This is a genomic window from Alcanivorax sp., from assembly GCF_040118815.1.
Taxonomy (GTDB): domain Bacteria; phylum Pseudomonadota; class Gammaproteobacteria; order Pseudomonadales; family Alcanivoracaceae; genus Alcanivorax.
The window spans coordinates 528626-553782 of the sequence record NZ_JBEDTC010000015.1; the positions used below are offsets into that span (position 1 = coordinate 528626).

General features: G+C 58.2%; 17 protein-coding genes. 6 read left to right on the forward strand and 11 right to left on the reverse strand.

From position 1 onward, the window contains the following. Window positions 1–22: 22 nt before the first annotated feature. The 7 genes from ABNH18_RS11795 to ilvD form a co-directional block, all read right to left on the reverse strand. Window positions 23–532, reverse strand: a complete 510-nt coding sequence (locus ABNH18_RS11795; RefSeq protein ID WP_349382999.1) for a PqiC family protein — start codon at window positions 530–532, stop codon at window positions 23–25. Then, entirely contained in the window at window positions 529–2148 is a 1620-nt protein-coding gene (pqiB, locus tag ABNH18_RS11800) for an intermembrane transport protein PqiB (RefSeq protein ID WP_349383000.1), read from the reverse strand. Before pqiB ends, ABNH18_RS11795 begins: the two co-directional genes overlap by 4 nt. Continuing rightward, on the reverse strand, window positions 2145–3470 hold the full coding sequence (locus ABNH18_RS11805; protein WP_349383001.1) for a paraquat-inducible protein A: 1326 nt from the start codon (window positions 3468–3470) through the stop codon (window positions 2145–2147). The genes pqiB and ABNH18_RS11805 overlap by 4 nt, the downstream gene beginning before the upstream one ends. 194 nt (window positions 3471–3664) lie before the next feature. Then, window positions 3665–4660 (reverse strand): 2Fe-2S iron-sulfur cluster-binding protein, encoded by a 996-nt coding sequence (locus ABNH18_RS11810; RefSeq protein WP_349383002.1) that lies wholly within the window; start codon window positions 4658–4660, stop codon window positions 3665–3667. 97 nt (window positions 4661–4757) lie between these two features. Further along, window positions 4758–5144, reverse strand: a complete 387-nt coding sequence (locus tag ABNH18_RS11815; RefSeq protein WP_349383003.1) for an MAPEG family protein — start codon at window positions 5142–5144, stop codon at window positions 4758–4760. 253 nt (window positions 5145–5397) lie between these two features. Next, on the reverse strand, window positions 5398–6714 hold the full coding sequence (locus tag ABNH18_RS11820) for a DsbA family protein (protein WP_349383004.1): 1317 nt from the start codon (window positions 6712–6714) through the stop codon (window positions 5398–5400). An 81-nt stretch (window positions 6715–6795) separates the two neighbouring features. Beyond that, a complete protein-coding gene (gene ilvD, locus ABNH18_RS11825; protein ID WP_349383005.1) occupies window positions 6796–8643 on the reverse strand; it encodes a dihydroxy-acid dehydratase in 1848 nt (615 codons plus the stop codon). 694 nt (window positions 8644–9337) lie between these two features. Between ilvD and ABNH18_RS11830 the strand changes: the two genes are divergently transcribed. The 4 genes from ABNH18_RS11830 to ABNH18_RS11845 all read left to right on the forward strand — a co-directional run bounded on the left by ABNH18_RS11830 (window position 9338) and on the right by ABNH18_RS11845 (window position 13434). Beyond that, window positions 9338–10351 (forward strand): helix-turn-helix transcriptional regulator, encoded by a 1014-nt coding sequence (locus ABNH18_RS11830; protein ID WP_349383006.1) that lies wholly within the window; start codon window positions 9338–9340, stop codon window positions 10349–10351. 133 nt (window positions 10352–10484) lie between these two features. Then, on the forward strand, window positions 10485–12284 hold the full coding sequence (locus ABNH18_RS11835) for a phytoene desaturase family protein (RefSeq protein ID WP_349383007.1): 1800 nt from the start codon (window positions 10485–10487) through the stop codon (window positions 12282–12284). Then, a complete protein-coding gene (locus ABNH18_RS11840) occupies window positions 12281–13105 on the forward strand; it encodes a metal-dependent hydrolase (RefSeq protein WP_349383008.1) in 825 nt (274 codons plus the stop codon). Before ABNH18_RS11835 ends, ABNH18_RS11840 begins: the two co-directional genes overlap by 4 nt. A 176-nt stretch (window positions 13106–13281) precedes the next feature. Next, the gene (locus ABNH18_RS11845; protein ID WP_349383009.1) at window positions 13282–13434 is read left to right on the forward strand and encodes a hypothetical protein; all 153 of its coding nucleotides are present in this window, start codon (window positions 13282–13284) and stop codon (window positions 13432–13434) included. A 753-nt stretch (window positions 13435–14187) separates the two neighbouring features. Here the strand turns inward: ABNH18_RS11845 and ABNH18_RS11850 are convergent. The 4 genes from ABNH18_RS11850 to ABNH18_RS11865 all read right to left on the reverse strand — a co-directional run bounded on the left by ABNH18_RS11850 (window position 14188) and on the right by ABNH18_RS11865 (window position 20029). Further along, a complete protein-coding gene (locus ABNH18_RS11850; protein ID WP_349383010.1) occupies window positions 14188–16434 on the reverse strand; it encodes a putative bifunctional diguanylate cyclase/phosphodiesterase in 2247 nt (748 codons plus the stop codon). Between the two features lie 157 nt (window positions 16435–16591). Continuing rightward, a complete protein-coding gene (gene argA / locus ABNH18_RS11855) occupies window positions 16592–17920 on the reverse strand; it encodes an amino-acid N-acetyltransferase (protein ID WP_349383011.1) in 1329 nt (442 codons plus the stop codon). Window positions 17921–18069: 149 nt separating this feature from the next. Beyond that, window positions 18070–19338 (reverse strand): inorganic phosphate transporter, encoded by a 1269-nt coding sequence (locus ABNH18_RS11860; protein WP_349383012.1) that lies wholly within the window; start codon window positions 19336–19338, stop codon window positions 18070–18072. A 10-nt stretch (window positions 19339–19348) separates the two neighbouring features. Then, entirely contained in the window at window positions 19349–20029 is a 681-nt protein-coding gene (locus ABNH18_RS11865) for a TIGR00153 family protein (protein ID WP_349383013.1), read from the reverse strand. 309 nt (window positions 20030–20338) lie between these two features. Here ABNH18_RS11865 and tfpB point away from each other — a divergent pair, with 309 nt between their 5' ends. Continuing rightward, window positions 20339–22150, forward strand: a complete 1812-nt coding sequence (tfpB, locus tag ABNH18_RS11870) for a type IV pilus assembly ATPase TfpB (protein WP_349383014.1) — start codon at window positions 20339–20341, stop codon at window positions 22148–22150. Between the two features lie 131 nt (window positions 22151–22281). Next, window positions 22282–25146, forward strand: a complete 2865-nt coding sequence (glnE, locus tag ABNH18_RS11875; RefSeq protein WP_349383015.1) for a bifunctional [glutamate--ammonia ligase]-adenylyl-L-tyrosine phosphorylase/[glutamate--ammonia-ligase] adenylyltransferase — start codon at window positions 22282–22284, stop codon at window positions 25144–25146. Window positions 25147–25157: the final 11 nt, after the last annotated feature.

Here is a 25157-nt window from a genome sequence, read left to right on the forward strand (position 1 = left end):
AGGGGATGCAGGCAAGTCCCCTTCAATCCATGGCGGTGGCAATCTCGGCCGCCACTGCCTGCCAACCCTGATCCAGCGTTCTCACCAGATTGGCATAGCCGCCGTTGTCCAGCGCGGCTTCCCATTGAATGCGTCCTTGTGTTGCTTCCCCATTATTTCCCGTCAGTGCCCAGCGGCCGGTGATGACGGCGGAATCCCTGTCTTTGTCTTGTAGGCCCTGAAAACGGCTCAGCTCCACGGTGAGCGTCTTTTCGTCTCCGCTGGACATGCGGGCTTCCAGGGCGCGCTGTAATTGTGTTGCCAACGGTTCTGCCCAGCGATGATGGCGGGCCACCTGTATTTCGCTGTCGCTGAGTTGCATAACAATGCCGCCCCGGTTCAGGTAGTTAGCCAGGTGTACCTTGATGGTCAGTGGTGAATGCGCGGCCTGGGTGGCGGAGGGCAGCAGGTAGCCCGGCGGCGATGCCTCGGGGGCGTGGCTGCAGCCCCACAGTCCGGCAAGAATAGCGGTGATGGCGAGCAGACGGATCATTGTGCACCTCGGGGTTGGGTATCGGCGGCCGGGTGGCGCTGGAAGATCAGGGCGTTGGGTTGCTCGTTCAAGGTGTCGAGCAACGGTTCGGCGTCATCCAGCAGACGATTGAGCTTCTGCAGAGTGCCTTGCAGCTCCCGGTAGCCATCGCCGCCAGCCTGCCAACCTTGCAGGGTGTGTTCCAGGGCGTTCAGGTTGTTGGAAATCTGCTGGGGAAGGGCATTGAGGGCGGGATCATCCAGCAGGTTTTCGATACGGCCGGTTACGCCGGACAGGTGTTTCAGGTTGCTGTTGAGGTTGTTGGCCATGTCCTGCATGGGAAGACCATTCAGGGTTTTCAGCAGGGCGTGAAGTTGGTCTTCCAGTTTGCTTAGGCCGCCGCTTTCCACGGAGGGTAGAACGGGGACAGAGCGGTACGTCACCGTGGTGTCCGCAGCGGGGGCGTGCTGGTGGAATTCCAGATCCACAAACAGGGAACCGGTCAGCAGGTTGCCGGCTTTCAGGCTGGCGCGCAGGCCGTTTTCCACCATCTGGCGGATTTCACTTTCCCACGAGGGTAATGCAATCGCAGATTGATGGGTGACCCGTTGTGGTTCCAGGCGGATCAGTACCGGAATCGGGCTGTCGGTCATGGCGTTGGGGCCTTCGGCGCCAAAGGCCCAGGGGACCTGCTCCACCGTGCCGATACGGATGCCGCGGTATTCGACGGGGGCCCCGGCTTGCAGGCCGCGCACGCTGCGTTCAACCAGCAGCACATAATCCAGGGTCTGGGTGTAGAGTGCCCGTCTGGCGCTTTCCTGGTTGTCATGCAGCACGAACTGGTGGTCGTCTTCCACGGGGGCACCCGTGCTCATGTTGGGGTCGGGTACGGAGAAGGAAATGCCACCGCCGAGCAGGGCTTCCAGTGAGCTGAGTTGTGCCTGGAAGCCGCGTGCATCCAGCTGGAAGCCGATGCCGGAGACCTTCCAGAAGCGGCTGCTGTCGCTGACCAGCACATCGTAGGGTTTTTCAATGAACAGGCGGTGGCGAAACAGCTCGGCATCAGGGTCGAATGTGGTGTCTACCACGCGCCCCACTTTCAGGCTGCGGAAACTCACCGGGTCGCCGTTGTTGATGTTGGTGCCCGGCTCGCTGATCAGTTTCAGAAACAGGCCGTCGCCGGTTTTCTCCGGCGGTGGTGAATTTTCTACAGTAAAGGTTTTGGCTTTCTTGCTACTGTTGCCGGGCAGCAATTCGATATAGGCACCGGACAGGACGGTGCTCAAGCCGCTGACGCCCTCGCGACCAACTCGGGGTTTGACCACCCAGAATTGCGTGTCGTTGTTGAGCATGCGTTCGGTGTCGGCTTGCATCTGCACGCTGAGCAGGGTGTGGCTCAGGTCTTCGGAGAGGCTGACGTTTTCTACCACGCCCACTTGTACGTTGCGCATCTTGACGGCGGTCTTGCCGGCGTTGATCCCTTCCGCATCTTCCAGTTCCAGGGTAATGACCGGGCCCTGGCTGGAAAGGTAACTGAACACCAGCCACAGGCCGATCAGTGCGGCCACCAATGGAATTAGCCAGACGGCAGATAGCCGCGGGCGGCGATGTGACGGTGGCGAATCGGCGTGGTTCAAGATTGTTTCTCCGGTTCAAGGGTGGGCGGCAGAGAATGTTCCAAGCATTGTTTTGAGCGTTGCTGTAGCTGCTGTTGCCGATCCCAGATCAGGCGTGGATCGAATTGATGAGCGGCTAGCATGGTGAAAATCACCACGGCAGAAAACGCCAGCCCACCGACACCGGGGGTGACAGTAAGAATATTGCCCATCTGGAACAGGGCGACAATGATGGCCACCACAAAGACGTCAATCATGGACCAGCGCCCCACCCATTCGGTGAGGCGATAGAGCTTCATCTGGCTGGTCATGTCCAGTGTTTGCCGCTGGCGGGCAGCGATGCAGAGCCAGCCAAGGGCGAGGATCTTGCCGAAGGGCACCAGCACGCTGGCGGTGAAGATGATCAGGGCGATGGGCCAGTCGCCGTGGCGCAGAAACAGCATGACCCCGGCAATGATGGTGGAGGGCTCGGTTTTGCCCAAGCTGGTGGTGATCATGATGGGGAACAGGTGCGCGGGAAAACAGCACAGAATGGCGGTGACCAGCAGCGCCCAGACCCGTTGTAGGCTGAAGGGGTGGCGCTCATGAAGAAAACTGTGGCAGTGATGACAGCGGTGAGATTGTTTCAGCGGTTGAAGTTGTCCGCACCATTGGCAGCCAATTAGCCCCTGGGCCTGGGCGGTTTCTCCCGCCCGGGTGTTAGGAGGTTGCTGCAGGTCGCCGAGTAGCCGTTGCCACAGGCCGATGGTGTTCATGCGGGTTACCGTGATCAGCAGAATCAGTGCAAAGCCGGAAAAGGTCCAGAAGGCAGACAGTAACTGGATATGGGCCATGGCGACGATCTTCACCAGGCTGACCAAGGCGGCGATGGCAAACACGTCGGCCATCATCCAGGGCTGCATGCGCGGCAGCCAGCGGGCCAGGAAAAGGCTGCCGGGCAGGGGCCCGGGGCTGGCCAGGCTCATATGAATCCAGCATACCGACAACAGATACAGCGCAGGAATCACAATGATGGTGGCAATAACGATCACGGCCAGGGCCGGGTGGTGATAGACCGCCAGCTCGCAGGCTGCATCGGTGACGGTCATGGCCCGTTCAATGCCGTTCTTCTCGAAGCCCAGGTAGGGAAACAGTAAAGACAGCGTCAGCAGCAACAGGGCGGTGAACGCCAGGGCAGGGGTGAGCTGGTCGCTTTGCGCCGGGCGCATCAGCGGATGTTGGCAGCGTGGGCACTGCAACCACTGGCCGTCCCGGTGGATCACTACCTCGGAAACCAGGTCGCACTCGTGGCAAGGCAGCAGTAGCACCTGACCGTCGTGAGTCGAGGAGGGGGAGTCTGCCATCGTATCCTTTCCCTGGGAGGTAGCTTCAAGCCGCAAGCTACAAGCTACAACGCGAGCCGGCTTGTTGCCAGCCCAGCAGCATTTTGGCCGCGGGACGTGGTGGGTGATGCTCAATGCCGAATTGGACTCGCAGCGCGGGGCCCAGATCGTCCTGGTTAGCAAGGGCCTAACCCGTGTTGCAGCTTGAAGCTTGTTTATTCCCTGGGCGCGTAATCGAACACGTCACAGTGGATGTTGCTGGCGGGAACACCCTCGGCGACCAGGGCATCGAATACCGCCCAGCCCATGGGTGGAGAGCCGCCCAGAAAGAACAGGGGCAGGTCCGGCTCGCTGAGCGCCTCCAGGGCGGCTTCATGGACCAGCCCTTCGGCGTGGTCCGGGTGGCGGATGTCCGACAAGGAGGTGACGAAATCGAAGTCGGCCAAGGCACGCTGCCATTGGGCCGGCAGGTGGGGCAGGTACAGGTCCGCGTCGGTGCGGGCGCCCCAGAACAGCCGCACGGGCTGTTTGAAATTCAGGGTGATCAGGCGTTCGATCATGGCTTTCACCGGGGCAAAGCCGGTGGAACCGCAGATAAACCACACCGGCTGGTCGGGCGCGCTGTCGATAAAACGCACGCCGGCGGGCAACGTGGTGCTTACGGTGCTGTTTGCCTGCAGGCTGGCCATGATGTCCTGCGCGGCGCTGTTGTCATCGCCATGGCGGATGTGCAGTTCGATATCGCGGCCATCGCAATGGTTAGCGATGGAAAACGGATAACTTTCGCCATGCAGGTTCAGCATCAGATACTGGCCGGCATGCCACTGGATTTTCTTGCCGGCGGGTAGGCGCAACCAGGCCCGACTGACGTCATGGTTGAGCGCGTCGATCTGCTGGATTTGGCAATGGATCTGGTGGACCGGCAATTCACCGGGCGCGGTTACCTCGGGCACATCTATCTCGCAATCGCTGAGTGGCAGGGCGATGCAGTATAACACTTGAGAGCTACCGGCATCGTCCGCGTGAATGGTGCGGTTTTTTTGCTGGACCTGTCCATGACTGAGACGACCGATGCAGCGTTCACATACCCCATTGCGGCAGGCAACGGGGAAACCGAAACCAGCCTGATGGCCGGCGTCGACGATGGTCTGGTCGGTGCGGCAGGGAAAATGGCCCATGCCGCTGACGGTAATCGTGAAGGTCTGGGGCATGGAGACGTCGCGAGTATCGAGTTTCGAAAGGTAAAACCGCAACAGGTAGCCGCGATTTCAGATCTTCGCTTCTCGATACTCGTAACTCGCCAAGGCCTTAGCCACTTACGCCAACAAACAGGGCCACGATACAGCCCATGCCGAAGGCCCAGACCAGAGTGCGGGCGCTGGCCCAGTCTGCCAGGTAGCAGAGGGTGAAAAGGAGGCGGCTGGCGACGAAGGCCAGGGCGATGCCGTCAATGGTTCCTTGCGGCGAGGTGGCAGCGAGGTGGGCGATGATCACTGCTGCGGCAAACGCCGGAGCAATTTCGAAACCGTTTAACTGGGCCCAGTGAGCGCGTTTGCGGCTGCCTTCCAGGGTTTCCAGAAATTCGCGCGGGTTGTGGTTCTGTTTCGGCCCGAAGCCGCCCTGGAACTTGGCAAAAAAGGTGCTGAAATAAGGCAGGGCAATGGCGGCAAGCACGCACCAATAGGCAATGGTCATAGTGATTCTCCTTGGTTATTTATAGGATCCTGGGGCTGGAGGGCAGCAGCAGAGTCAGTTGAAAGTTTAAAGTTCAAAAGCGCGGCAGGGCTCGGGTGTTAGCTCTGATGCTTTGCCCGCGAGTCGTGTCATGCAGCGCGGAACACGAGAGCAGGAAATCGCCAGGCGCTTTCTTCGCGTTTCAACTTTACACTTTGAACTTTCAACTTATCTCAGCCGGATCGTCATCGATCCCCTTCTGCGGCAAGCTAGCTCAATCGTCGTCGTTTTGACGTGAGGCTAGCAGGCTGTTCTCGATGATCGCAAAACGGTCCTGCCCCCAAGTCATGTCATGTTCGCTCTGGAAACTGGGGACGCCCCAGCTGCCGGCGGCCATCATGGCGTCGCGGTTGGCTTCCGCCCGTTCGCGCCAGCCGTCGTCGTCTAGCCAGCGTCGGGCGCGATTCCAGTCCAGACCGGCGTTTTCCACCAGAAATTTCAGGCCATTATCGCTGGCAGCGTTGATGCCTTGGCTCCAGATGCCGGTGCCAGCAGCCCGCAACCATTCGCGCAGGCGACCTTCTTTTTCGGCGAACGGCCAAATGGCCATGCAGCGCTCCACGCCAGCACCCACCGGGTCGCAGACCTTGCCGAATGGCACCGCATGCAAGCGGGCCTCCCGTGCAGCGTCCTTGAGAATATAGAAACGCTTGGCTTTGGGGACAGTGAGCCCGCGCATCACCATGGGCAACACCGGTCGGATCTTCAGGTCCAGCCCATAGTGCTCGGCCAGCGCATAGGTGCGCGACAGGGCGATGTAGGAATAGGGGCTACGGAAGGAAAAGTAAAGCACCAGCGGCGCGCCCTTGAGCGTTGCCGGGGTGTCTTTCAGGCGTGCCCGTTTGGCGCGGCCGTAGGGCAGTGGCCAGTCGGCGCCACCCAGACCCAGCTCGTTAAGGCGATGGCCCAGGTGATCCAGCCGTTCTACGCTCCAGTACCACTCACCGGCGTAGTGCAGGGTGCCGGTGAGGTAGTGGCCGTCGTTAAGGAATTGATCGCGGCGGGCTTCCAGTGCCAGCTGGGCCCGGTCTGCGGCCTGCTGGCCGTATTCACTGAGCAGGGCTTCCAGTTTGTCGTGGTCGTTGCGCCACAGCGCATCGGCGAGGGCAGCGGCCAGGCTCCAGAAGCGTTCGTCGCCTTCGTGTTTCAGCAGGCAGCGGGTCGCCGCCAGGCTGACTTCGCGGGGCGGCAGTTGCCAGTCTTTTGGGAAATCCAGCCCGTGCAGGTCGGCCAGTTTGACCGCATCGCGAGGGGCGAGCTCTGCGAGCATATCGGCGGCAGGGTACATCTGCTGGTCAATATACAGCATGACTCGGGGTGTGATGGTGATGCCGAAATGTCGGGCAAAACGTGGCATGACCTGGGCCATCAATACCGAGTACGGGTCGTCGATACGGAAGTAAAAGGTGGCTTGATGGGGCTGGCGCTTTAGCTTCCGGCGCCATTCCAGCAGGCGGCGGCGACATTGCTGCAGGCCTTCGCCGGTCATTAGGCTGGCGACCAGGGGCATTAATTTATGCTTCAGGCTCATTCGCGAAGGCTCTCCTGCTGTTTCTGTTCCATATCTGCTGACAAGAAAAAGGCGACCCGGTGGCCGCCTTGATCTTTCAGCTTATTCGCCGATTTGGCTTAAGTCACGCACTGCACCGCGGTCGGCGCTGGTGGTTAGTGCGGCGTAGGCTTTCAGTGCGGTGGAGACCCGGCGCGGGCGGATTTCCTTGGGCTTGAAGGCCAGTTTGCCACGGTTTTCCATGTGGGTGCGGCGGTGGGCCAGTTCTTCGTCGCTGATATCCAGTCGAATGGTGCGGTTGGGGATGTCGATATCGATGGTGTCGCCTTCATTCACCAAGGCAATGGCGCCGCCTTCCGCGGCTTCCGGAGAGGCGTGGCCAATGGAGAGTCCGGAGGTACCGCCGGAGAAACGGCCATCAGTCAGTAATGCGCATTCCTTGCCCAGTCCTTTGGATTTCAGGTAGCTGGTGGGGTAAAGCATTTCCTGCATGCCCGGGCCGCCTTTCGGCCCTTCATAGCGAATTACCACCACGTCGCCGGCAACGATCTGATCGCCGAGGATGGCGCGCACGGCGGAATCCTGGGATTCAAAGACACGGGCGCGGCCGGTGAACTTGAGAATGGAGTCATCCACACCGGCGGTTTTCACGATGCAGCCGCGCTCGGCGATGTTGCCGTACAGCACGGCCAGGCCGCCGTCTTTGCTGTAGGCGTGTTCGATATTGCGGATGCAGCCGTTTTCGCGGTCATCGTCCAGGCTGTCCCAGCGGGTGTCCTGGCTGAAGGCCGTCTGGGTGGGGATGCCGGCGGGGCCGGCGGTGAACATTTTTTTCACCCCTTCGTCCTGGGTACGGATGATGTCGTAATGTTCCAGGGCTTCGGCCACGCTGGCCGAGTGGATCATGGGGATATCCCGGTTCAGCAGGCCAGCCCGATCGAGTTCGCCGAGCAGGCCCATAACGCCGCCGGCCCGGTGCACGTCTTCCATATGGTATTTCGGTGTGGCTGGGGCGACTTTCGACAGGCACGGTACCTTGCGGCTCAGGCGGTCGATGTCTTTCATGGTGAAATCCACCTCGCCTTCCAGTGCGGCGGCCAACAGGTGCAGCACGGTGTTGGTGGAGCCGCCCATGGTGATGTCCAGGCTCATGGCGTTTTCAAACGCTTTCACCGAGGCGATGTTGCGCGGCAGCAAGGCTTCTTCGTCCTGCTCGTAGTAGCGGCGGGTGATATCCACGATGCGGCGGCCGGCTTCCAGGAACAGTTCGCGGCGATCCGCGTGGGTGGCCAGCAGTGAGCCGTTACCGGGCAGGGACAAGCCCAGGGCTTCGGTCAGGCAGTTCATGGAGTTGGCGGTGAACATGCCGGAACAGGAACCGCAGGTGGGGCAGGCGGAGCGTTCGACTTCGTTGAGGGTCTCTTCGTCCACGCTGTCATCAACGGCCATGACCATGGCGTCCACCAGGTCCAGCTTGCCGTCGGCCAGTTTGGTTTTGCCGGCTTCCATGGGGCCGCCAGAAACGAAGATCACCGGAATGTTCAGGCGCATGGCAGCCATCAGCATGCCGGGGGTGATCTTGTCGCAGTTAGAGATACAGACAATGGCGTCGGCGCAGTGGGCGTTGACCATGTATTCCACAGAGTCGGCGATAATGTCGCGGCTGGGTAGGGAGTAGAGCATCCCGTCGTGGCCCATGGCGATGCCGTCGTCCACTGCGATGGTGTTGAACTCTTTGGCGATGCCGCCGGCTTTCTCGACTTCCCCTGCCACCAGCTGGCCCATGTCCTTCAGGTGTACGTGCCCAGGCACAAACTGGGTAAAGGAGTTGGCGATGGCAATAATCGGTTTACCGAAGTCCCCGTCCTTCATGCCCGTGGCGCGCCAAAGGGCACGGGCGCCCGCCATATTGCGGCCATGGGTGGTGGTACGGGAGCGATACTGCGGCATGGGAACCTCGTGATTTCAGCAAACAAAGGGCATAAGGAAAGGCATTGTAACCTACACCGGGGTTGGGCTGTAGGCGCTATGCACTTGGGTGGTGGCGCGTCTTGTGGGCTAAGTGACAGAACGGTACAGCGCCTTGAGCATGGGCATAGCGCGGGGTTGGAATTTCTCAAATGTATGGGGGCGGCTCTCGAGGTGGGTGTTTCTGCGCTGAGCAGTGAAGACGATGCTAAGGGCGAGCTGTTCCTGGGTACCAATCCAATCTTGCCAGTACTGAGTGAGGTTTAGGCGGCGGCATTTTATGAGGCGACGCTGGGATTTGAGATTGAAGTTCTCTGGCAGGATCCCTCTTACGGCGTGGCCGCAAGTGGACTAACCATCAGTTTAGTGAAGGTTGAAAGGCGTATGCCGGTTCAGGGGGGCGGGTGATCTTTGTTAGTGACGTGGATGAGGTCCATCGGGAATTCTTGATCCAGAGTCTCGAGTTCGTCGGGAATTTGGCGAGTCGGAATTATGGAAGCCGTGATTTTCAGTAGTCCGCTGATAGATCAGGAAAAATTAATATAGCCAGTGAGTGCAATTATTTGAATCATGATCTGTGGATGGTGCTTGTCGGGCGGTGTGCGGCGCTATAGTCAATGGTGTTGCCAAGTCGCTAGGCTACTCTGAGTTAGCCCTTTTCAGAAGATACTATGCCATGAATCAAGCTTCCCAAACGGTCAGGTTATCAGCGCCCATAGTTGATGCTCTGGATACCTTTATCGAGAACGCGCTTGGCCAAGTGGCACCCGATCGGCTTGAAGAAGAGGGCTATTGTCGGTTGCGTCTGGATGAGCTGCGCGGTTTGATCGAAACGGCGTCCTCCTCCTTGCCCTTGAAAGAACCCTTGTCTATCCAGTTGCTCAGACATATCCCTGTGACAGCTGCTGGCGATGTGGGCATTGCCGGTATGACCGCACAGACATTGGGAGAGGCTCTAGATACCGGGGTGCGCTTTCTCCCATTGGTTGCTGAGTTATTTGATTGTCATAAGCGAGTTGTCGGTAATGAAGTGAGAGTGGAAATATTGCCTCGCTATGATCTTGGAGAAACGGCGAACGCGGTGTTGATAGAGCTGTTTGCCGGACTGTTCGGCAATATGGCGTTTTTTGCCAAGCATGCGCCCAATGCTGATAGCGAGATGCATTACGTCATGAGGCTGTTCTTCAGTCATGGGCCGCAGGGCAATGTAGATGCGTATGTCGATCTGTTTGGTGCAGTGCCAGAGTTTGGTCAGTCATCCAACTACTTTGTCATTGGCCGACGAGTCCTGGGGCAGGCGCTGCTGACTTCAAATCGCGCCACCCATACCGCCATGGTTGCCATGCTGGAAGAGCGTCTGCATCGCCATGTGGTGACGCAGACAATGACAGATCGATTGCGCCAGTTGATCTGGCAATCGCTGATGGATGGGGTGGTGCTGACGACGCCGGAGCTGGCCTCTCGTCTGTGCATGTCACCACGAACCTTAAGTCGGCGACTGGAAGAAGAGGGGACTAATGCCCGTCAATTGCTGGACCAGACGCGGCTGGAATATGCACGGCGTCTGGCTCAGACCTCCACGCTTTCGGTGCTTCAGATCGCACACAGGGCGGGTTACAGCAATGCCTCTTCCTTTTCCCGTGCTTTCCGTCGCCATTTTGGCGTGTCTCCTGGCGAGAGCCGCTGCTGATTCCTCCTCTGCATTTTGTCGTTAACGGCATACTTCTGGCGGCCTGTGCACAGCGCACCGTGCTTACACTGCTGGGCAATCGACCATCGGTGGCTGATCGCTCAGCCTGCCGGAACAGAATTGCGAGGCCGGAATGACAGACAAGAATCATGCTGACACTCAATGGGATGCCATTGTAATTGGTGCCGGACTGGGCGGAATGACCAGTGCGGCTTGCCTGGCCGCAGCGGGCAAGAAAACACTGCTGTTGGAGCGTTACGCCGTGATGGGCGGCTGCTCCCATGTATTTCGTCGCAATAAGCAGTGGGAATTTGATGTCGGTGTGCACTACATGGGGCTGTGTGGTCCGGGTGGGGCACTGCCGGCGCTGATGAAGGGCCTGGCGCTGGATGACCGGATTGAATGGTTGCCGTTGGATCCCACCGGGTTTGATACCATTCGAGGGCCTGACTTGGAATTGAAAGTGCCGGCCGGTTGGGATCCGTACCTGGAATCATTGATTCGCACTTTCCCCAAGGACGAAAAGAAGCTGCGCTTCTACATCAAGGTCATGCGTCGTCTTGGCGAGAGTCTGGATCGAGAGTCTGTCATGGCTGGGCAGGGCTCTACGCTATCCAGGATGACATCGACCATGAAGCGGGCTGGCTGGGCGGCACCTTTCTTCATGATGCCCCATGCCGCTTTCCTTGCCAGTTGTGGCTTTGATCCGAAAACGCTGCTTGCCTTGTCGGTTCAGGATGGCGCGCTTGCATCGACGCCACTGGAGCTTCCGGTGGGTATGGCCGCTGCGCTTTTGCAGGATTTTGTCGGTGGTGGCGCATGGTATCCACGCGGCGGTGGTCAGATGTTCTCTGCCGGCTTTGCTGAAGTGGTAGAAAGTCATGGCGGTGCTATTCGGACCAATGCTGAGGTGGAGAGAATTCTCGTTAGTGGTGGCGCCGTGCAAGGTTTGCAGATGAAGGGTGGAGAAAAACTGCTTGCCCCTATTGTTGTGTCTGCCGGTGATATCAAAAAGACCTATGAAGACCTGGTGGGTTTTGAAAACCTGTCAGCAGCGATGGTGAAAAAAGTTCAGAAGATGAAAATGTCCACGCCGCTGATCAATGCGTTTTTCTGCGTGGAACAGGATCTTCGCCAGTCGGACAACAGCAACTACTTCATTATTCCTAGTTGGGATGATGCAAGCTCCCTGATGAGCCTGCAGCGCATGTCCAAGCGGTTGCTGAAGCCTTCCGGTCGAACTCCGGTGGAGTGGGCGATGGATTACGCGGCCAATCAGCCGGGTTATGTTCAGTGCTCCACACGTCGTGATCCCGCAAACTTGCGCAGCGCCCCACTGGGACATGGTGCCGTCGAAGTGCAGTCTTTGGCGCCATACGATCTAGAGTTATGGGGAATCAGCGGTATGGATATTGCCAGCGGGGAATACCGTGAGAGCAAGCAATACCAGCAGGTCAAAGAGATTATTCTGGAAGGGTTTTCACATCGCATGGAAAAGGCCTATCCGGGATCGTCGACCCGCGTTGTCGATGCTGAGCTTGGCTCCCCTGCGGCACAGGAACGCTTTACCTTCAGTAGCGGCGGCGCAGCCTTTGGTCTGCGGGCCGACTGGCGACAAAGTGGACCGTTCCGCCCTGGCACCAAAACAGAAATCAAGGGTTTGCTGTTGGCTGGTGCCAGCACCTACTGGGGGCCGGGAACCGTGGGGTCGACGCTCAGTGGTGTTCATGCAGCCAGCGTGGCGACAGGGCGCGATCTTCTCCATGAGATGCAGTCTGGGAGCGTCATTGCAGATAAGACCCGGATGAGTTGCTGGGGTAGTGATTTTGATCCTCTTCTGGCTAGCAGGGGTACTGCTGCGCGCCTCAAACAGGAGAATAAAAGAAACCGGAAAAAACGGGCCGAAGAGAAGAATAAAGGCGGGGCGGAATGAATTATTATCAAAGTGCCAAATGCCCGGAAATTCCCGTCAGGAACGCCGATTTCGGATTCGATGAGATACCGAAATACTGGATGGCGAACGACCCTCTGATGACTCACTATTTTACTGGGTTATCCACGCTATTTCCTGAAGGCGAAGCGTTCTTTGTTCGTGCGGTTCGCTCCTTACGTGGAAAAGTGAAATCGAACCAGGATATGGATGTCAAAATAGGCGCCTTTATTGGTCAAGAAGCCATGCACTCCCGGGAGCATCATGCGTTTCATTTGAGTGCCAAGAAACACGGTTTGGATCCGGAGTCTCTGGAGGACTTTACCGGGAAAATACTTGGCTTTATCGAGCGCAACACCAGCCCTAAGACACGGTTGTTGATTACCACCGCGCTTGAGCACTATACCGCGGTGCTGGTGGTAGAGATGATGAGAAGCGTCAACGAATTTATGACGGATGATAATATTCGTGACCTTTGGCTTTGGCATAGCGTAGAAGAAACTGAGCACAAGGCGGTTGCCTTTGATATGTATGAGTACCTTTATGGCAAAGGTTTGTCTGCGTACATACCGAGAGTTACTGTATATGGTGCCAGTCTCGCATTGATCTCAGTGGCGTCTGTGGGTTACCAATTTGTTCTGATGAAGCGCGATGGTCAGTGGCCGAGCATGAAGTCGCTGGGTCAGTTTTCCCTGTTTGCTGTCAAAAGTTATCGCCGGTTCATTCCCAAGTTTCTGGATTATCTGCGGCCGAACTTTCACCCGGACGATGATGATGCCAGCGAACTGGTGATGCAGACGAAAAAGACGTTGGGTATGTCCTGATAGCCGAAAATTGATGCGATCCTGGTTAGGCTAGGAATGCTCCATTGAAAGCGAGGGTTGCCGGTTTTGGTGAAAGTGTATGCACTTGAAAGCTGAAACCAAGAGGCGGCCCTCATGTGCTATGAATGTTGTTGTGACAATGAAGCGGTAAGGCTAATTCAGCGTTGAGGCTAGTTATGAATGACGGAAAGGTCGCCTCTTGCGTAGAGATACTTCTTAAATCATCTGCCCAGGATCTGGTTAAATTTTTTGAAGAGCTGGATGCTCTTCTTCTGGAAGAAATGCACGGAGAGAGAGTATTCGGCCAGCTTGCTTGCGCAGCCAAATAGGCTTTCTGACATGGTCGGGGCGGTGATGCTTAGTAACCCTCTGCAGACTTGGCAATGCAAGGCATTTCGCCCCATTGACGATAGCACTGGGCGTGGGTACAACACGTTTCGCCGCGGCAGACGTACTGTGCAACGCTATGCCATGAAGACCCTGATCGCCCCTTCGCGCTTTGATGGCCGCCCGGCTTATCAACTCGTGTACCGTCACTTTCACTCTGTCTGCGGTTCGGTCCGCATGGTCGATGAGGTGAGGCGTGTGGAGCCGGGAGTATACCTTGGCATTGGTACCTATGGGTTCACTTCTGCACAGCGCCGCATTTCTTACCCCTTTCTCTTGCAGGGCCCTGTGGCTGCTTATCGCGGGGATATCGGGCGACAGCGAAAGGGGTTTGTCATTGGGCCACAGGAAATTCCGGCCCTGTTTCGCTGAATTTCCTGCTCTACTTCAGCTCTCGGTTAGGCCATGAAGGGAGCGAGCTCCTCCATGGCCTGGCCTTCCCCTTGGTCGAGGAAACTCTGGGGTCAGGTCTTGCACCGTGCATTCGAGTGCACGATGCAAGACCTGACCCTAAATGGCGGCGCGGGGCTGGAATCTCTCAAGTGTATCGCGGCGACCCTTAAGGTAGAGCGGCGCTTTTTCAGTTTCCATTTTCACGATTGGAGACGAGCCACAGCTGAAGGACTTTCTGGTCCGGCCCGCTTATCCGCTTGGTCTCAGTGTAGATGTTGTACTGAAACTTGATTTTGTGGTGACTAGTCCAGGTAGTCCATCAAGGCAGCGCTGTGCATTGGGCGGGCATACAGGAACCCTTGCAGACCACTCAAAGACTTTTCTTGTAGTATGCGAGCATGGTTCTCAGTTTCTACTCCCTCGGCAATAACTTCCAAGTTGAGGCTTTTTGATAGTGCAGTCACGGAGTCCACAATGGCTTCTCCGGCGGCTGTTTCTCCCAGTTCGCGAATAAAGCTTTTGTCGATTTTCAACTGGTCCACGTCCAAACGATGCAGATATGCTAGAGACGAATAACCGGTGCCAAAATCATCGATTGCGAACCGAAATCCCCGCTGCCGTAATGCTTGCATCTGCTGATAGGTTTCCTGGTGTTGGCCCATCAAAAGATTTTCGGTGATTTCCAGGGTAAATCGGTCTGCAGTCAGGTCATACTTTGCCAAGAAGAAATCGAGACTTTCAGTGAGCTCGGAGTTTTGAAGCTGTAGCGGGCTGATATTGATGGCAAGCCGGAAGGTTGGCGGTAAGCGGTCTTTATTGCGTAATTCTGCGAGTATCTGGCAGCTCTGTTCAAGCACGATATCGTGGAGCTGATAAATCAATCCTGTCCGTTCCGCCACTGGGATAAACTCATCCGGGGGAATGGCGCCTTCGTCCGGATCAAACCATCGCAGCAACGCTTCTGCTCCAAAGACCGCCCCGTCCGGTGTCAACTGAGGCTGGAAATAGGTCAGAAAATGCGTTTCCCGAATGGCTTGGGCCATCCGGCGCTCCAGATCCAAACGCCGGTCAGCCGCCCGTTGCAGAGATTCTTCAAAGAACGCGAAGCCATTCCCGCCGCGACGCTTGGCCTGATACATTGCTGCATCTGCGTTGCGCAGTAGATCTTCAGTTTTCAGTCCGGGCTTATCGGCCAGGGCTATGCCGGCGCTGGCGCTGACGCTGTAGGTATGGCCCTGGTTTTCCAGCGGTGCATCGAAGCATTCAAGTAACCTGCGCGCAGCTGCTGCAGTGGATTCGACCAGTGCATTGTCGCCAGTTAAAGGCTCCCGCAACAACACAATGAATTCATCCCCACCCAGGCGCGCGACTATTTCCGAGCGGCGCGTCTGATCCTCAAGCCGCCGTGCGACCTGCTGGAGCAGCAGGTCCCCCTGTTGGTGTCCCAAACTGTCGTTGATACGTTTAAAATCATTAAGGTCGAGGAATATCACTGCGCCGCTGGCGTAGCCGCGATTCACATCTTGCAGTATATGCTCCAGCTGTTCCTCAGCATGGCGGCGATTGGGTAAGCCAGTAAGTGCATCGAACAACGCCAGGCGGGCGGCCTTTTCTTCGGCGTACTTACGGGTCGTGACTTCGCGGGCCATCCACAAGACGTAGGAGTCATCACGGCCATCGCGATAGAAATCATCGACGATAGCCGTTCTGCCTTCAAAAATGCAGCGTTCCCCCTCAGTCACAACTTCGTACTCGAAGATCTGCATCTCACCGGTAGCGAGTGTCTCGTGCGCTACCATCATCATCTGTTTTGCGAGTTCCGGTTCGAATAGGTTTTCTATTGACTGGCTCCATGGTGTCTCTGGCGGTGTAATCAGCCCGAAGGTGTCACCGGAAAAATCAATATAGTGACCTGATTGATCGAGCACGATAGCCACATCCGGGATTACCTGCATGACAGCAGTTAGTCTGGCGTTTATCGCTCCCAAAGCTGCAGTAAGTCGGGCCTGTTTTTCAGCCAGTCTATAATGATCAATGACTAGCAATGCCAGGGCTGAAAAAGCCTCGATTAGGTACAAATGCAGTCGTGAGGGGGAGCGCTGGGCGGGATAGTAAATGGCAAAACTGGCGAGAACCGTGCCGTCGGAAGCAATGATAGGATTTGACCAGCAGGCGCCCAGTCCGTTTGACATGGCCAGGTCCCTAAAGTCCTGCCACAGCGGATCGGTAGCAATATCGGTAACCACCACCTGCTCTCGACGAAAGAGCGCTGTGCCGCAAGAGCCTACCCCCTCACCTATCATCACTCCATCGATGGCCTCGCAGTAGGCCTTAGGCAGGCTGGGGGCTGCACAATGTTTGAGTCGTTGGCCATCAAGTAACAAAACGGAGCAATGAGCGCGATCCTCCGTCAAAGTGTGTTCTATCTCGCGGCAAAGCAATGCCATGCTGGAGACCAGACCATCGCCGCGAATAGCTCTCTCCAGAACCTTTCTCTGAATCTGGTATATGGCCAGCCTCTGGGATTCGTTTAATGCGCTCTCGCCCATGGTTGGGGCCTCTATGTTGTCATTTTTGACTTTACCTTCAATCTAAATTCTATTGCCAGCATGTAGGGTGCAGGACATTCGTAAACTATTGCCCCTTAACAGGGCCCATCAGTGACTTTACAGGCTAATATGCCACTAGGGTTCTGCCTCGTTGCTACTAAAGCACCTTCACGAACACCTTGGAATTCCGTTGCCAGTTATACAGCGACTGCCGGGCGCCGGGCAGTGCGTCGATACCCGCCGCTTCAAACCCCTGCTGCTGAAACCAGTGCGCGGTGAGCGTGGTGAGCACGAACAAGCTGAGCAGACCCTGTTCCCGTGCCCGCCGTTCCAGGTAGGCGAGAACCTGCGCGCCCCTTTCACCTTTGCGGTAGCTGGAGTGAACGGCCACGCAGGCCAGTTCGCCGGTCTTGTCTTCCGGGAAGGGATAGAGGGCGGCGCAGGCGATGACCATGCCGTCGCGTTCGATGATGGCGAAGCGCTGGATTTCGTTTTCCAGTAGCTCTCTTGACCGGCGCACCAGGGTGCCATCTTCTTCCAATGGCTCGATCAATTCGAGAATGCCGCCCACATCTTCAATGCGCGCGCCACGGAGGGTTTCGTAGGTTTCCCTCGTCACCAGGGTGCCGCAGCCGTCGCGGGTGAACAGCTCCTTGATCAGGGCGCCGTCCACCTGGGCGTCGAGCAGGTGGGCCCGGGCCACGCCATTGCTGGCGGCGTGGCAGGCGGCGGTGAGTTGCCGGTCCACGCCGTTATCTTCGTACTGATCGCCGGCCAGCAGTTTACCGGCTTGCTGGGGGCTGAGTTCGCGCACCAGGTTGCCTTGTGTATCGGCCAGGCGCAGGTGCTCGCCCATGATGATGAGCTTGTCGGCGCCTAGGGCGATGGCGGCAGTGGAGGCCACTTCTTCCGCGTTCACGTTGAACAGTTCGCCGGTGGGCGAGCCGCCAACCGGCGAGAGGAGCACCACGTTGCCGTTGCCTAGTTGCTGGCGAATGGCGTCCACGTCGATGCGCCGCACTTCGCCGGTGTGTTGGTAATCGAAGCCGCCACGCACGCCTACCGGTTTGGCGACCACGAAGTTGCCGCTTATCAGCCGGATGCTGGCGTTATGCATGGGCGAGTTGGCCAGTCCCATGGAGAACAGCCCTTCCAGCTTCAGGCGTAAGGCGCCCACCGCGGCCATGACGCTGTCCAGCGCGGCGCTGTCAGTGATACGCATGTGCTGCTTGAAGGTGGATTCAATATCGGATTCTGCCAGCCGGGCCGATATTTGTGGCCTGGCGCCATGCACGAGCACCAGTTTGATGCCCAGGCTATTCAGCAGTGCCAGGTCGTGAATCAGGGTGGGCAGGCGCGGCCCGTCCAGCAGTTCCCCGGACAGCATGACCACAAAGGTTCGGCCCCGGTGCGCATTGATGTACGGGGACGAATTGCGGAACCAGTGAACCTGGCTGTCGGTGTTCGGGGTTGTGCTAGTGGACACGGGCGTCTCGGCTCTAAGTGACTGACAGGCCAGTATAGCCAGCAGATCGCGCCGGATGCCAGATGCCGTACGCATGAGGCGAAACAAAAACGCCGCCCCGAAGGGCGGCGTTAGCGTGTTGCCTGCTGCGTGAAGCGTGCAGCGTCTCTTTAAGCCCCAAACAATCCTTTGAAGAAATAGAAGAACAGGATTGAGAGCAGAGCGCCGGCGGGCAGAGTAACGACCCAGGAGGTGAAGATGGTGCTGACCACTCGCAAATTGAGAGAGCCAATGCCCCGGGCCATGCCTACCCCCAGTACCGCCCCGACCAGGGTGTGAGTGGTGGAGATGGGCAGGCCGGTGCCGGAGGCCAGAATCACCGTGCCGGCAGCCCCGAGCTCGGCGGCGAAGCCCCGGCTGGGGGTAAGCTCGGTGATGTTTTTGCCCACCGTGGCCATGACTCGGGCGCCGAGAATGGCTAGCCCGAAGACGATGCCCATGGCGCCGACCAGCAGAATCCAGCCTGGCATGGCGGCTTCCCCGCCGATCATGCCTTCGTTGACGATCACGCTGTTGATGGCGGCCAGCGGCCCCACGGCGTTGGCTACATCATTGGAGCCGTGGGCGAACGCCATGGCGCAGGCGGTGAAAATCATCAGCACTGCAAAGATGCGCTCCACGGAGTGAAAGCGGAAATCCTTATCGGCTTCCGGGTCCGGTTGAATGCGGCTGAGAAAGGCGCCGCCGATCAGGGCGACGATCAGGCCACCAATGACAGACCAGCCAAGACTGGCGGCATAGCTGATTTCCATGCCGATATGTTTGAGGCCTTTCAGCATGGTGACGGCGCTAATCGCGAAGCCCACCAGGAACATATAGAACGGCACGACTCGTTTGGCGCGTTCAAAGGGGTCGTCTTGGCTCAGTACCAGTTTTTGCACGCTTTTGATTAACGCGAAGGAGATGAAACCGGCCAATAGTGGAGAGGTGACCCAGCTAGCAACAATGTTGCCTACCTTGTCCCAGTGTACGGCATCCACGCCTACGCCTACGGCGGCAAAGCCGACAATGGCGCCGACGATGGAGTGGGTGGTGGATACCGGCCAGCCAAACCAGGAGGCCACAATCAGCCAGATGCCGGCGGCCAGTAGCGCGGACATCATGCCGTAGACCAGATAGTGGGGGAATTCGGAAAAGACGCCAGCATCCACGATTCCCTTGCGGACCGTGGCGGTCACTTCGCCACCGGCCAGATAGGCCCCGCAAAATTCAAAGATGATGGCGATGATGACGGCTTGTTTAACGGTTAACGCGCCGGAGCCCACCGAGGTACCCATGGCATTGGCCACATCGTTGGCACCCACCCCCCAAGCCATCAGAAAGCCGAAAGCCCCGGCCAGCAGCAGCATCAGGTAGCTATGCTCTAACATCCACTCCATAAGAACTCTCCTAGCGTGCGACCAACATCTGCAGGCGGCCGCCCACTTTCTGGGCACGATCAGCGAGATCGCCTACCCATTCGATGATTTTGTAGAGAAAAATAACATCCACCGGAGGGAGTTCGCTTTCCAGCTTGAACAGGGTGGAACGAATGGTGATCTGCTGCTCGTCGTTGTTGCGCTCCAGTCGATCGAGTTCTTCGATGAGCTCTTCTACGATCTGGACTTCACGGCCGCTGAAGCCGGTTTCCACCAGTTCATCCAGCTCGTTGATGGCTTTCTGGGCCTGGGCAGAGGTGTCGATGGCGCCTTGTACGTAGGCGCACATTACCTCGGCCAGTACCGCAGGAATGGTCATCTGCCGACCCAGCATCAGCCCGGAAATATCCTTGGCCTTGTTGGCGACCTTGTCCTGCACGCTGATCAAGTCGAGCAGGTCGGTGCGGGGCATGGGCAGGAACAGGCTTTTTGGCAGATTCAGGCGGAACTCTTTCTTCAGTTCGTCGGCCTGATTTTCCAAATCCGCGATGCGCTTGCGGGCGGCGCGGGCCTTGTCCCAGTCGCTCTCAGTCACGGCGGCGAAGAAGTCCGCGAGCGTGCGGGCACAGTCGTGAACGGTGTCGTAATGTTGTTGCAGGGGTTTGATTGGCGAGCGGCCGAACAGGCCGGCAATGGAGCTTCCAAAGGACATAGGCGCCTCGGGTCCAAGTTTAGGGTTGGAAACAGCTTCCCATCATGCCGCTATTCGCTGCTGGCGGGTAGCGGCGGCGGGACGGTGACGACAATGTCACAGTTCCGTCATGAATTGGGTGGCGAGTATAGAGAAAGCGGGCGGGGCTGTCAGGGTTTCAATGTTAGGGTTACAGTAAAGCGGCTGATGGGCCGTCTCGGTCTACGCCATAATAATGAGGCGGCCCCGGTTTCACCGGGCCCGTAGGCGTAGTTGTCCCGTTGCGATGCGGGCACTGCGCGAAGCACATAAAGAGGGAGAGTAGAGAGAGTGACGAAAGTGAGCGTTAGCGCCCCCGCTGATCCCGCCAAGCTGGACGGGCTGTTGATCGATGTGCGCTGGTTGATGCGTGAGCTGCTGGATGAGGGCCGTGTCAGCCAGGAAGACTTCAACGTCATCTCTACCACGCCCCGGGAAAAGAAGGAGCTGAACTGGCACGCCATTCAGGTGCTGGCCAAATATCGCCTCACGGACCGGACCGATACCCATCAGCTGCTGGATGTGGATTTTCTGACCCAGTGGCTGTCGGCCAAGTGTGGTTTGCCGGTGTACAACATCGATCCGCTCAAGGTGCACGTGGATCAGGTCACCAATGTAATGAGCTACGCTTTTGCCGAGCGACACGGCATCGTGGCGGTGGAGGTGCATCGCGACAAGGTGGTGGTGGCTTGTGACCAGCCCTTCGTGCGTGATTGGCAGCCCCATTTGCGGCAGGTGCTTCGCGATCGCGAGCTGGAAGTGGTGCTGGTTAATCCGGAGCAAATGCGCCGCTACCGGATCGAGTTCTATAACTTGAGCCGCTCCATCGCTGGCGCCGCCGGCAATACCGGCCAGGAAATGTCGGGGATTACTAACTTCGAGCAGCTGCTGGAGGTGGGCAAGGGCCACCACGACGCGGACGACCAGCATATCGTCAATATCGTTGACTGGATTCTGCAGTACGCGTTTTCCCAGCGGGCCAGTGATATCCACCTGGAGCCGCGCCGGGAAACCGGCAAGATGCGCTTTCGTATTGATGGTGTGCTGCACGATGTGTACGAATTGCCGGCCGCGATCATGGCGGCGGTGACCAGCCGCCTGAAGATTCTCAGCCGCTTGAATGTGGCAGAAAAGCGTAAACCCCAAGATGGCCGTTTGAAGACCAAGTCACCGGACGGTGCTGAGATCGAGCTGCGTATTTCCACGTTGCCCACCGCGTTTGGGGAAAAGATGGTGATGCGGGTGTTCGATCCGGACGTGCTGGTGCGCAGCTTTGAGCAGCTGGGTTTTACCAAAGAGGATCACAGCATCTGGCATCAGATGACTGGCCATGCCCATGGCATCATCTTTGTGACCGGCCCCACCGGTTCGGGGAAAACCACCACGCTGTATTCCACGCTCAAGCAGTTGGCCACCAGCGAAGTGAATGTCTGCACCATTGAAGATCCCATCGAAATGGTGGAGTCCAGCTTTAATCAAATGCAGATTCAGGCCAATATCGACGTGAACTTTGCCCAAGGGGTGAAGGCCATGCTGCGCCAGGATCCTGACATCATCATGATTGGTGAGATCCGCGACCTGCAGACGGCTGACATGGCCATTCAAGCCGCGCTCACTGGCCACTTAGTGTTGTCGACCCTGCATACCAATGACGCCCCGTCGTCGGTAACCCGTTTGATTGATCTGGGCGTGGCCCCTTATATGATCAGTGCCACGGTACTGGGCGTGATGGCTCAGCGGTTGGTGCGGACCCTGTGCCCGAACTGCAAGGCTGCCGGCGAAACGGACCCGCAGGCTTGGGATGAGCTGGTGCGCCCTTTCAAGATGAAAATGCCGGAGACGCTGTATCAGCCGGTGGGCTGCCTGGAATGCCGGGGTACGGGGTACCGGGGCCGCATGGGGGTGTATGAAACCATGCCGCTGCGCACCGCGCTGAAGAACCACATCACCCGTGGCGCGGATCTGGAAACTCTGACCCGTGCGGCTCTGAAGGGGGGCATGAAGCCCTTGCGGATTAGCGGTGCCATGAAGGTGGCCAAGGGGCAGACCACCATCGAAGAGGTGATGCGGGTGACGCCGTCGCAGGACATTTTGTTGGGCTGAGTGAACGCCGGCCGCCTGAAGCCAGTGGCTGGACGCTTCAGCCCGCAAACGGAATCCTTGTCAGGCGTCAGGCGTCAGGCGTCAGGCGTTATGCTTGTAGCTTTCCTCCCGCCGTACGACAATAGCCGCCCATGAATGAACCCCAATATCACTCCCTGCCGGATGAACTCTCGGTGCTGGTTAGCCAGCACTGGCAGCACTTTGTCGAATCTGGCCACCGTATCCCCGACGGCCTCTTGGCTGACCTGCCCCGTGTATGGGCGGGGTCAGACTATGCGGCGGCCCAGTTTCAGCGCGATCCGGGGCTGGGGGAGTGGCTGCTGGCCAGTGACCTGAGCCGTGCTCTGGCGGCCCCCTCCTTGAAAGAGGAAATTCGTACCTTGTTGGCGCAGTGCGACAGCGAGGATGACCTCAAGCGTGTTCTGCGCCGCCTGCGCCATCGCCATATGGTGCGCATTATCTGGCGAGACCTGGCTCGCATTGGCGATTATCACAGCGCCGTGGCGGACCTATCGTTGCTGGCCGATACCCTTATTGATGAGGCGCTAGACGTGCTCTACGGCTGGGCCTGTGAGCGTAGCGGTACGCCGCTGGATCCGGACGGCAACCCCGTCAGGCTGGTGATTCTGGCCATGGGCAAGTTGGGTGCCCACGAGCTGAACCTGTCTTCCGATATCGACCTGATTTTTGCCTATGAACACGAGGGTGAAATTGAAGGCGAACGCCGTGCGTTGACTCACCATCAGTTCTTTGTGCGCTTGGGGCAGCAGCTGATCAAGGCCCTGGACCAAACTACCGCTGACGGTTTTGTCTTCCGCGTGGATATGCGTCTGCGCCCTTGGGGCAAAAGTGGTGTGCTGGCTATCGGTTTCGATGCCATGGAGGGCTACTACGAAACCCAGGGCCGCGAATGGGAGCGCTACGCGCTGATCAAGATGCGCCCCATGGCTGGCGATCTTCAGGCCGGTGGCCGTCTGATTAAGCGTCTGAACCCCTTTGTGTACCGCCGCTACATTGATTACGGCGCTTTCCAGTCCCTGCGGGAAATGAAATCCCTGATTGAGCGGGAAGTGAACCGCAAGGGCATGCAGGCGGATGTGAAGCTGGGTGCCGGCGGTATTCGGGAGGTCGAGTTTATTGTTCAGGCGTTTCAGTTGATCCGTGGCGGCCAGTTGCCCGCCTTGCGTGAGCCGAACCTGATCAAGGTCTTGCCGCAACTAGTCGAGCTGGAGCTGCTGCCTGAGGATGTGGCTGACGAGCTGACCGAAGCCTACCTGTTCCTGCGGGATGTGGAGCATCGCCTGCAGGCGGTGGCGGATAAACAGACGCAGCGCCTGCCGGATGACGAATTGGGCTGGCAGCGGCTCACCTTTGCCATGGGCTTTTCTGCCCGGGCCGCCTTTGAGCGCAAGCTGCGCCGTTACCGGGAAAGTGTTCGCCACCATTTCAGCCAGGTGATTGCCGACCCGGAGCAGGAAACCGATGCGGCCCAGGGCGCCGACCAGGAGTTGCTCGATCTGTGGCTGGGCGAGCTGGACGACGATGCTGCCGTGGCCCAGCTCAGCGCTATCGGTGTGCAGGACGCCGATACCGTTTATGCCAAGCTGGATGTGTTCCGCAATAGTCGGTCGGTAGAAAACATGCAAACCATCAGCCGTGAACGGCTGGATCGGTTGATGCCGCTGATGCTTGAAGCCCTGGGGTACCAGGGGCATGGCGAAACCACCGCCATGCGGTTGATTGCCTTTGTGGAAGCGGTGCTGCGCCGCAGTGCCTACATTGCGCTGCTGGTGGAAAACCCCAGTGCACTGACTCAGCTGGTGAAACTGTCCGGTGCCAGCCCCTGGATTGCCGAGCGGCTCACCCGCCACCCGGTATTGCTCGATGAGCTTCTTGACGTGCGAACACTTTACTCGCCGCCGGAACGGGCAGAGCTGGATGACGAACTGCGTCAGCAGTTATTGCGGGTAGCGGAAGACGACCTGGAACAGCAGATGGAAGTGCTGCGTAACTTCAAGCAGGCACATCTGCTGCGGGTGGCGGCGTCGGAAGTCACCGAAGTGCTGCCATTGATGAAGGTGAGCGATTACCTGACCTGGCTCGCCGAGAGCGTTCTCAATCAGGTGGTAATGCTGGCCTGGGAGCCCATGGTGGAGCGTCATGGGCGTCCGTCGCGGGACGACGGCCAACCCTGCAGCCCGGATTTTGTGGTGGTGGGCTATGGCAAGCTGGGTGGTATTGAGTTGGGGCACAACTCCGATCTGGATCTGGTGTTTCTACACGATGCGGCCAGTGGCGGTATGACCGACGGGGAAAAATCCGTTTCCAACGAACAGTTTTATGCCCGCCTGGGGCAGCGCATCGTGCATATCATCGGCACGCGCACCATGAGCGGCCAGCTCTATGAGGTGGATACGCGCCTGCGCCCGTCCGGCAGTGCTGGCCTGTTGGTGAGTTCCATGGATGCGTTTGAAAAGTACCAGCGCAACGATGCCTGGACTTGGGAGCATCAGGCGCTGGTGCGCGCCCGGGTAGTGGCCGGTTGCAGTCGGGCCCGTACTCGCTTTAACGATATTCGCCATCAAGTGCTGTGCGATTCGCGCCCGCAGGACAAACTCCGTGAGGAGGTGCTGGCCATGCGCACCAAGATGGTGGATCACCTGGCCGACAAAAGCCCGGACACTTTTCACCTCAAGCAGGATCCGGGAGGTATCGTTGATATCGAATTTATGGTGCAATACGGGGTTCTGAGATGGGCCTCCTCCCACGGTGAACTCACCCGCTTCACCGATAATGTGCGCTTGCTGGAAACACTGGCTGCATTGGACATTATGTCGGCACAGGATGCCGGCCTGCTGCGGGAAGCCTACCTGGCTTACCGGTCCGCGGCTCATCGCGCCTCGTTGCGCAAAGAGAAATCCATTGTCGACGACACTCAATTCCGCGATTTGCGTGAAGGCGTGCGAGCGATCTGGAAGCATTGGTTCGACCTGTAGGGCGTTCGCTC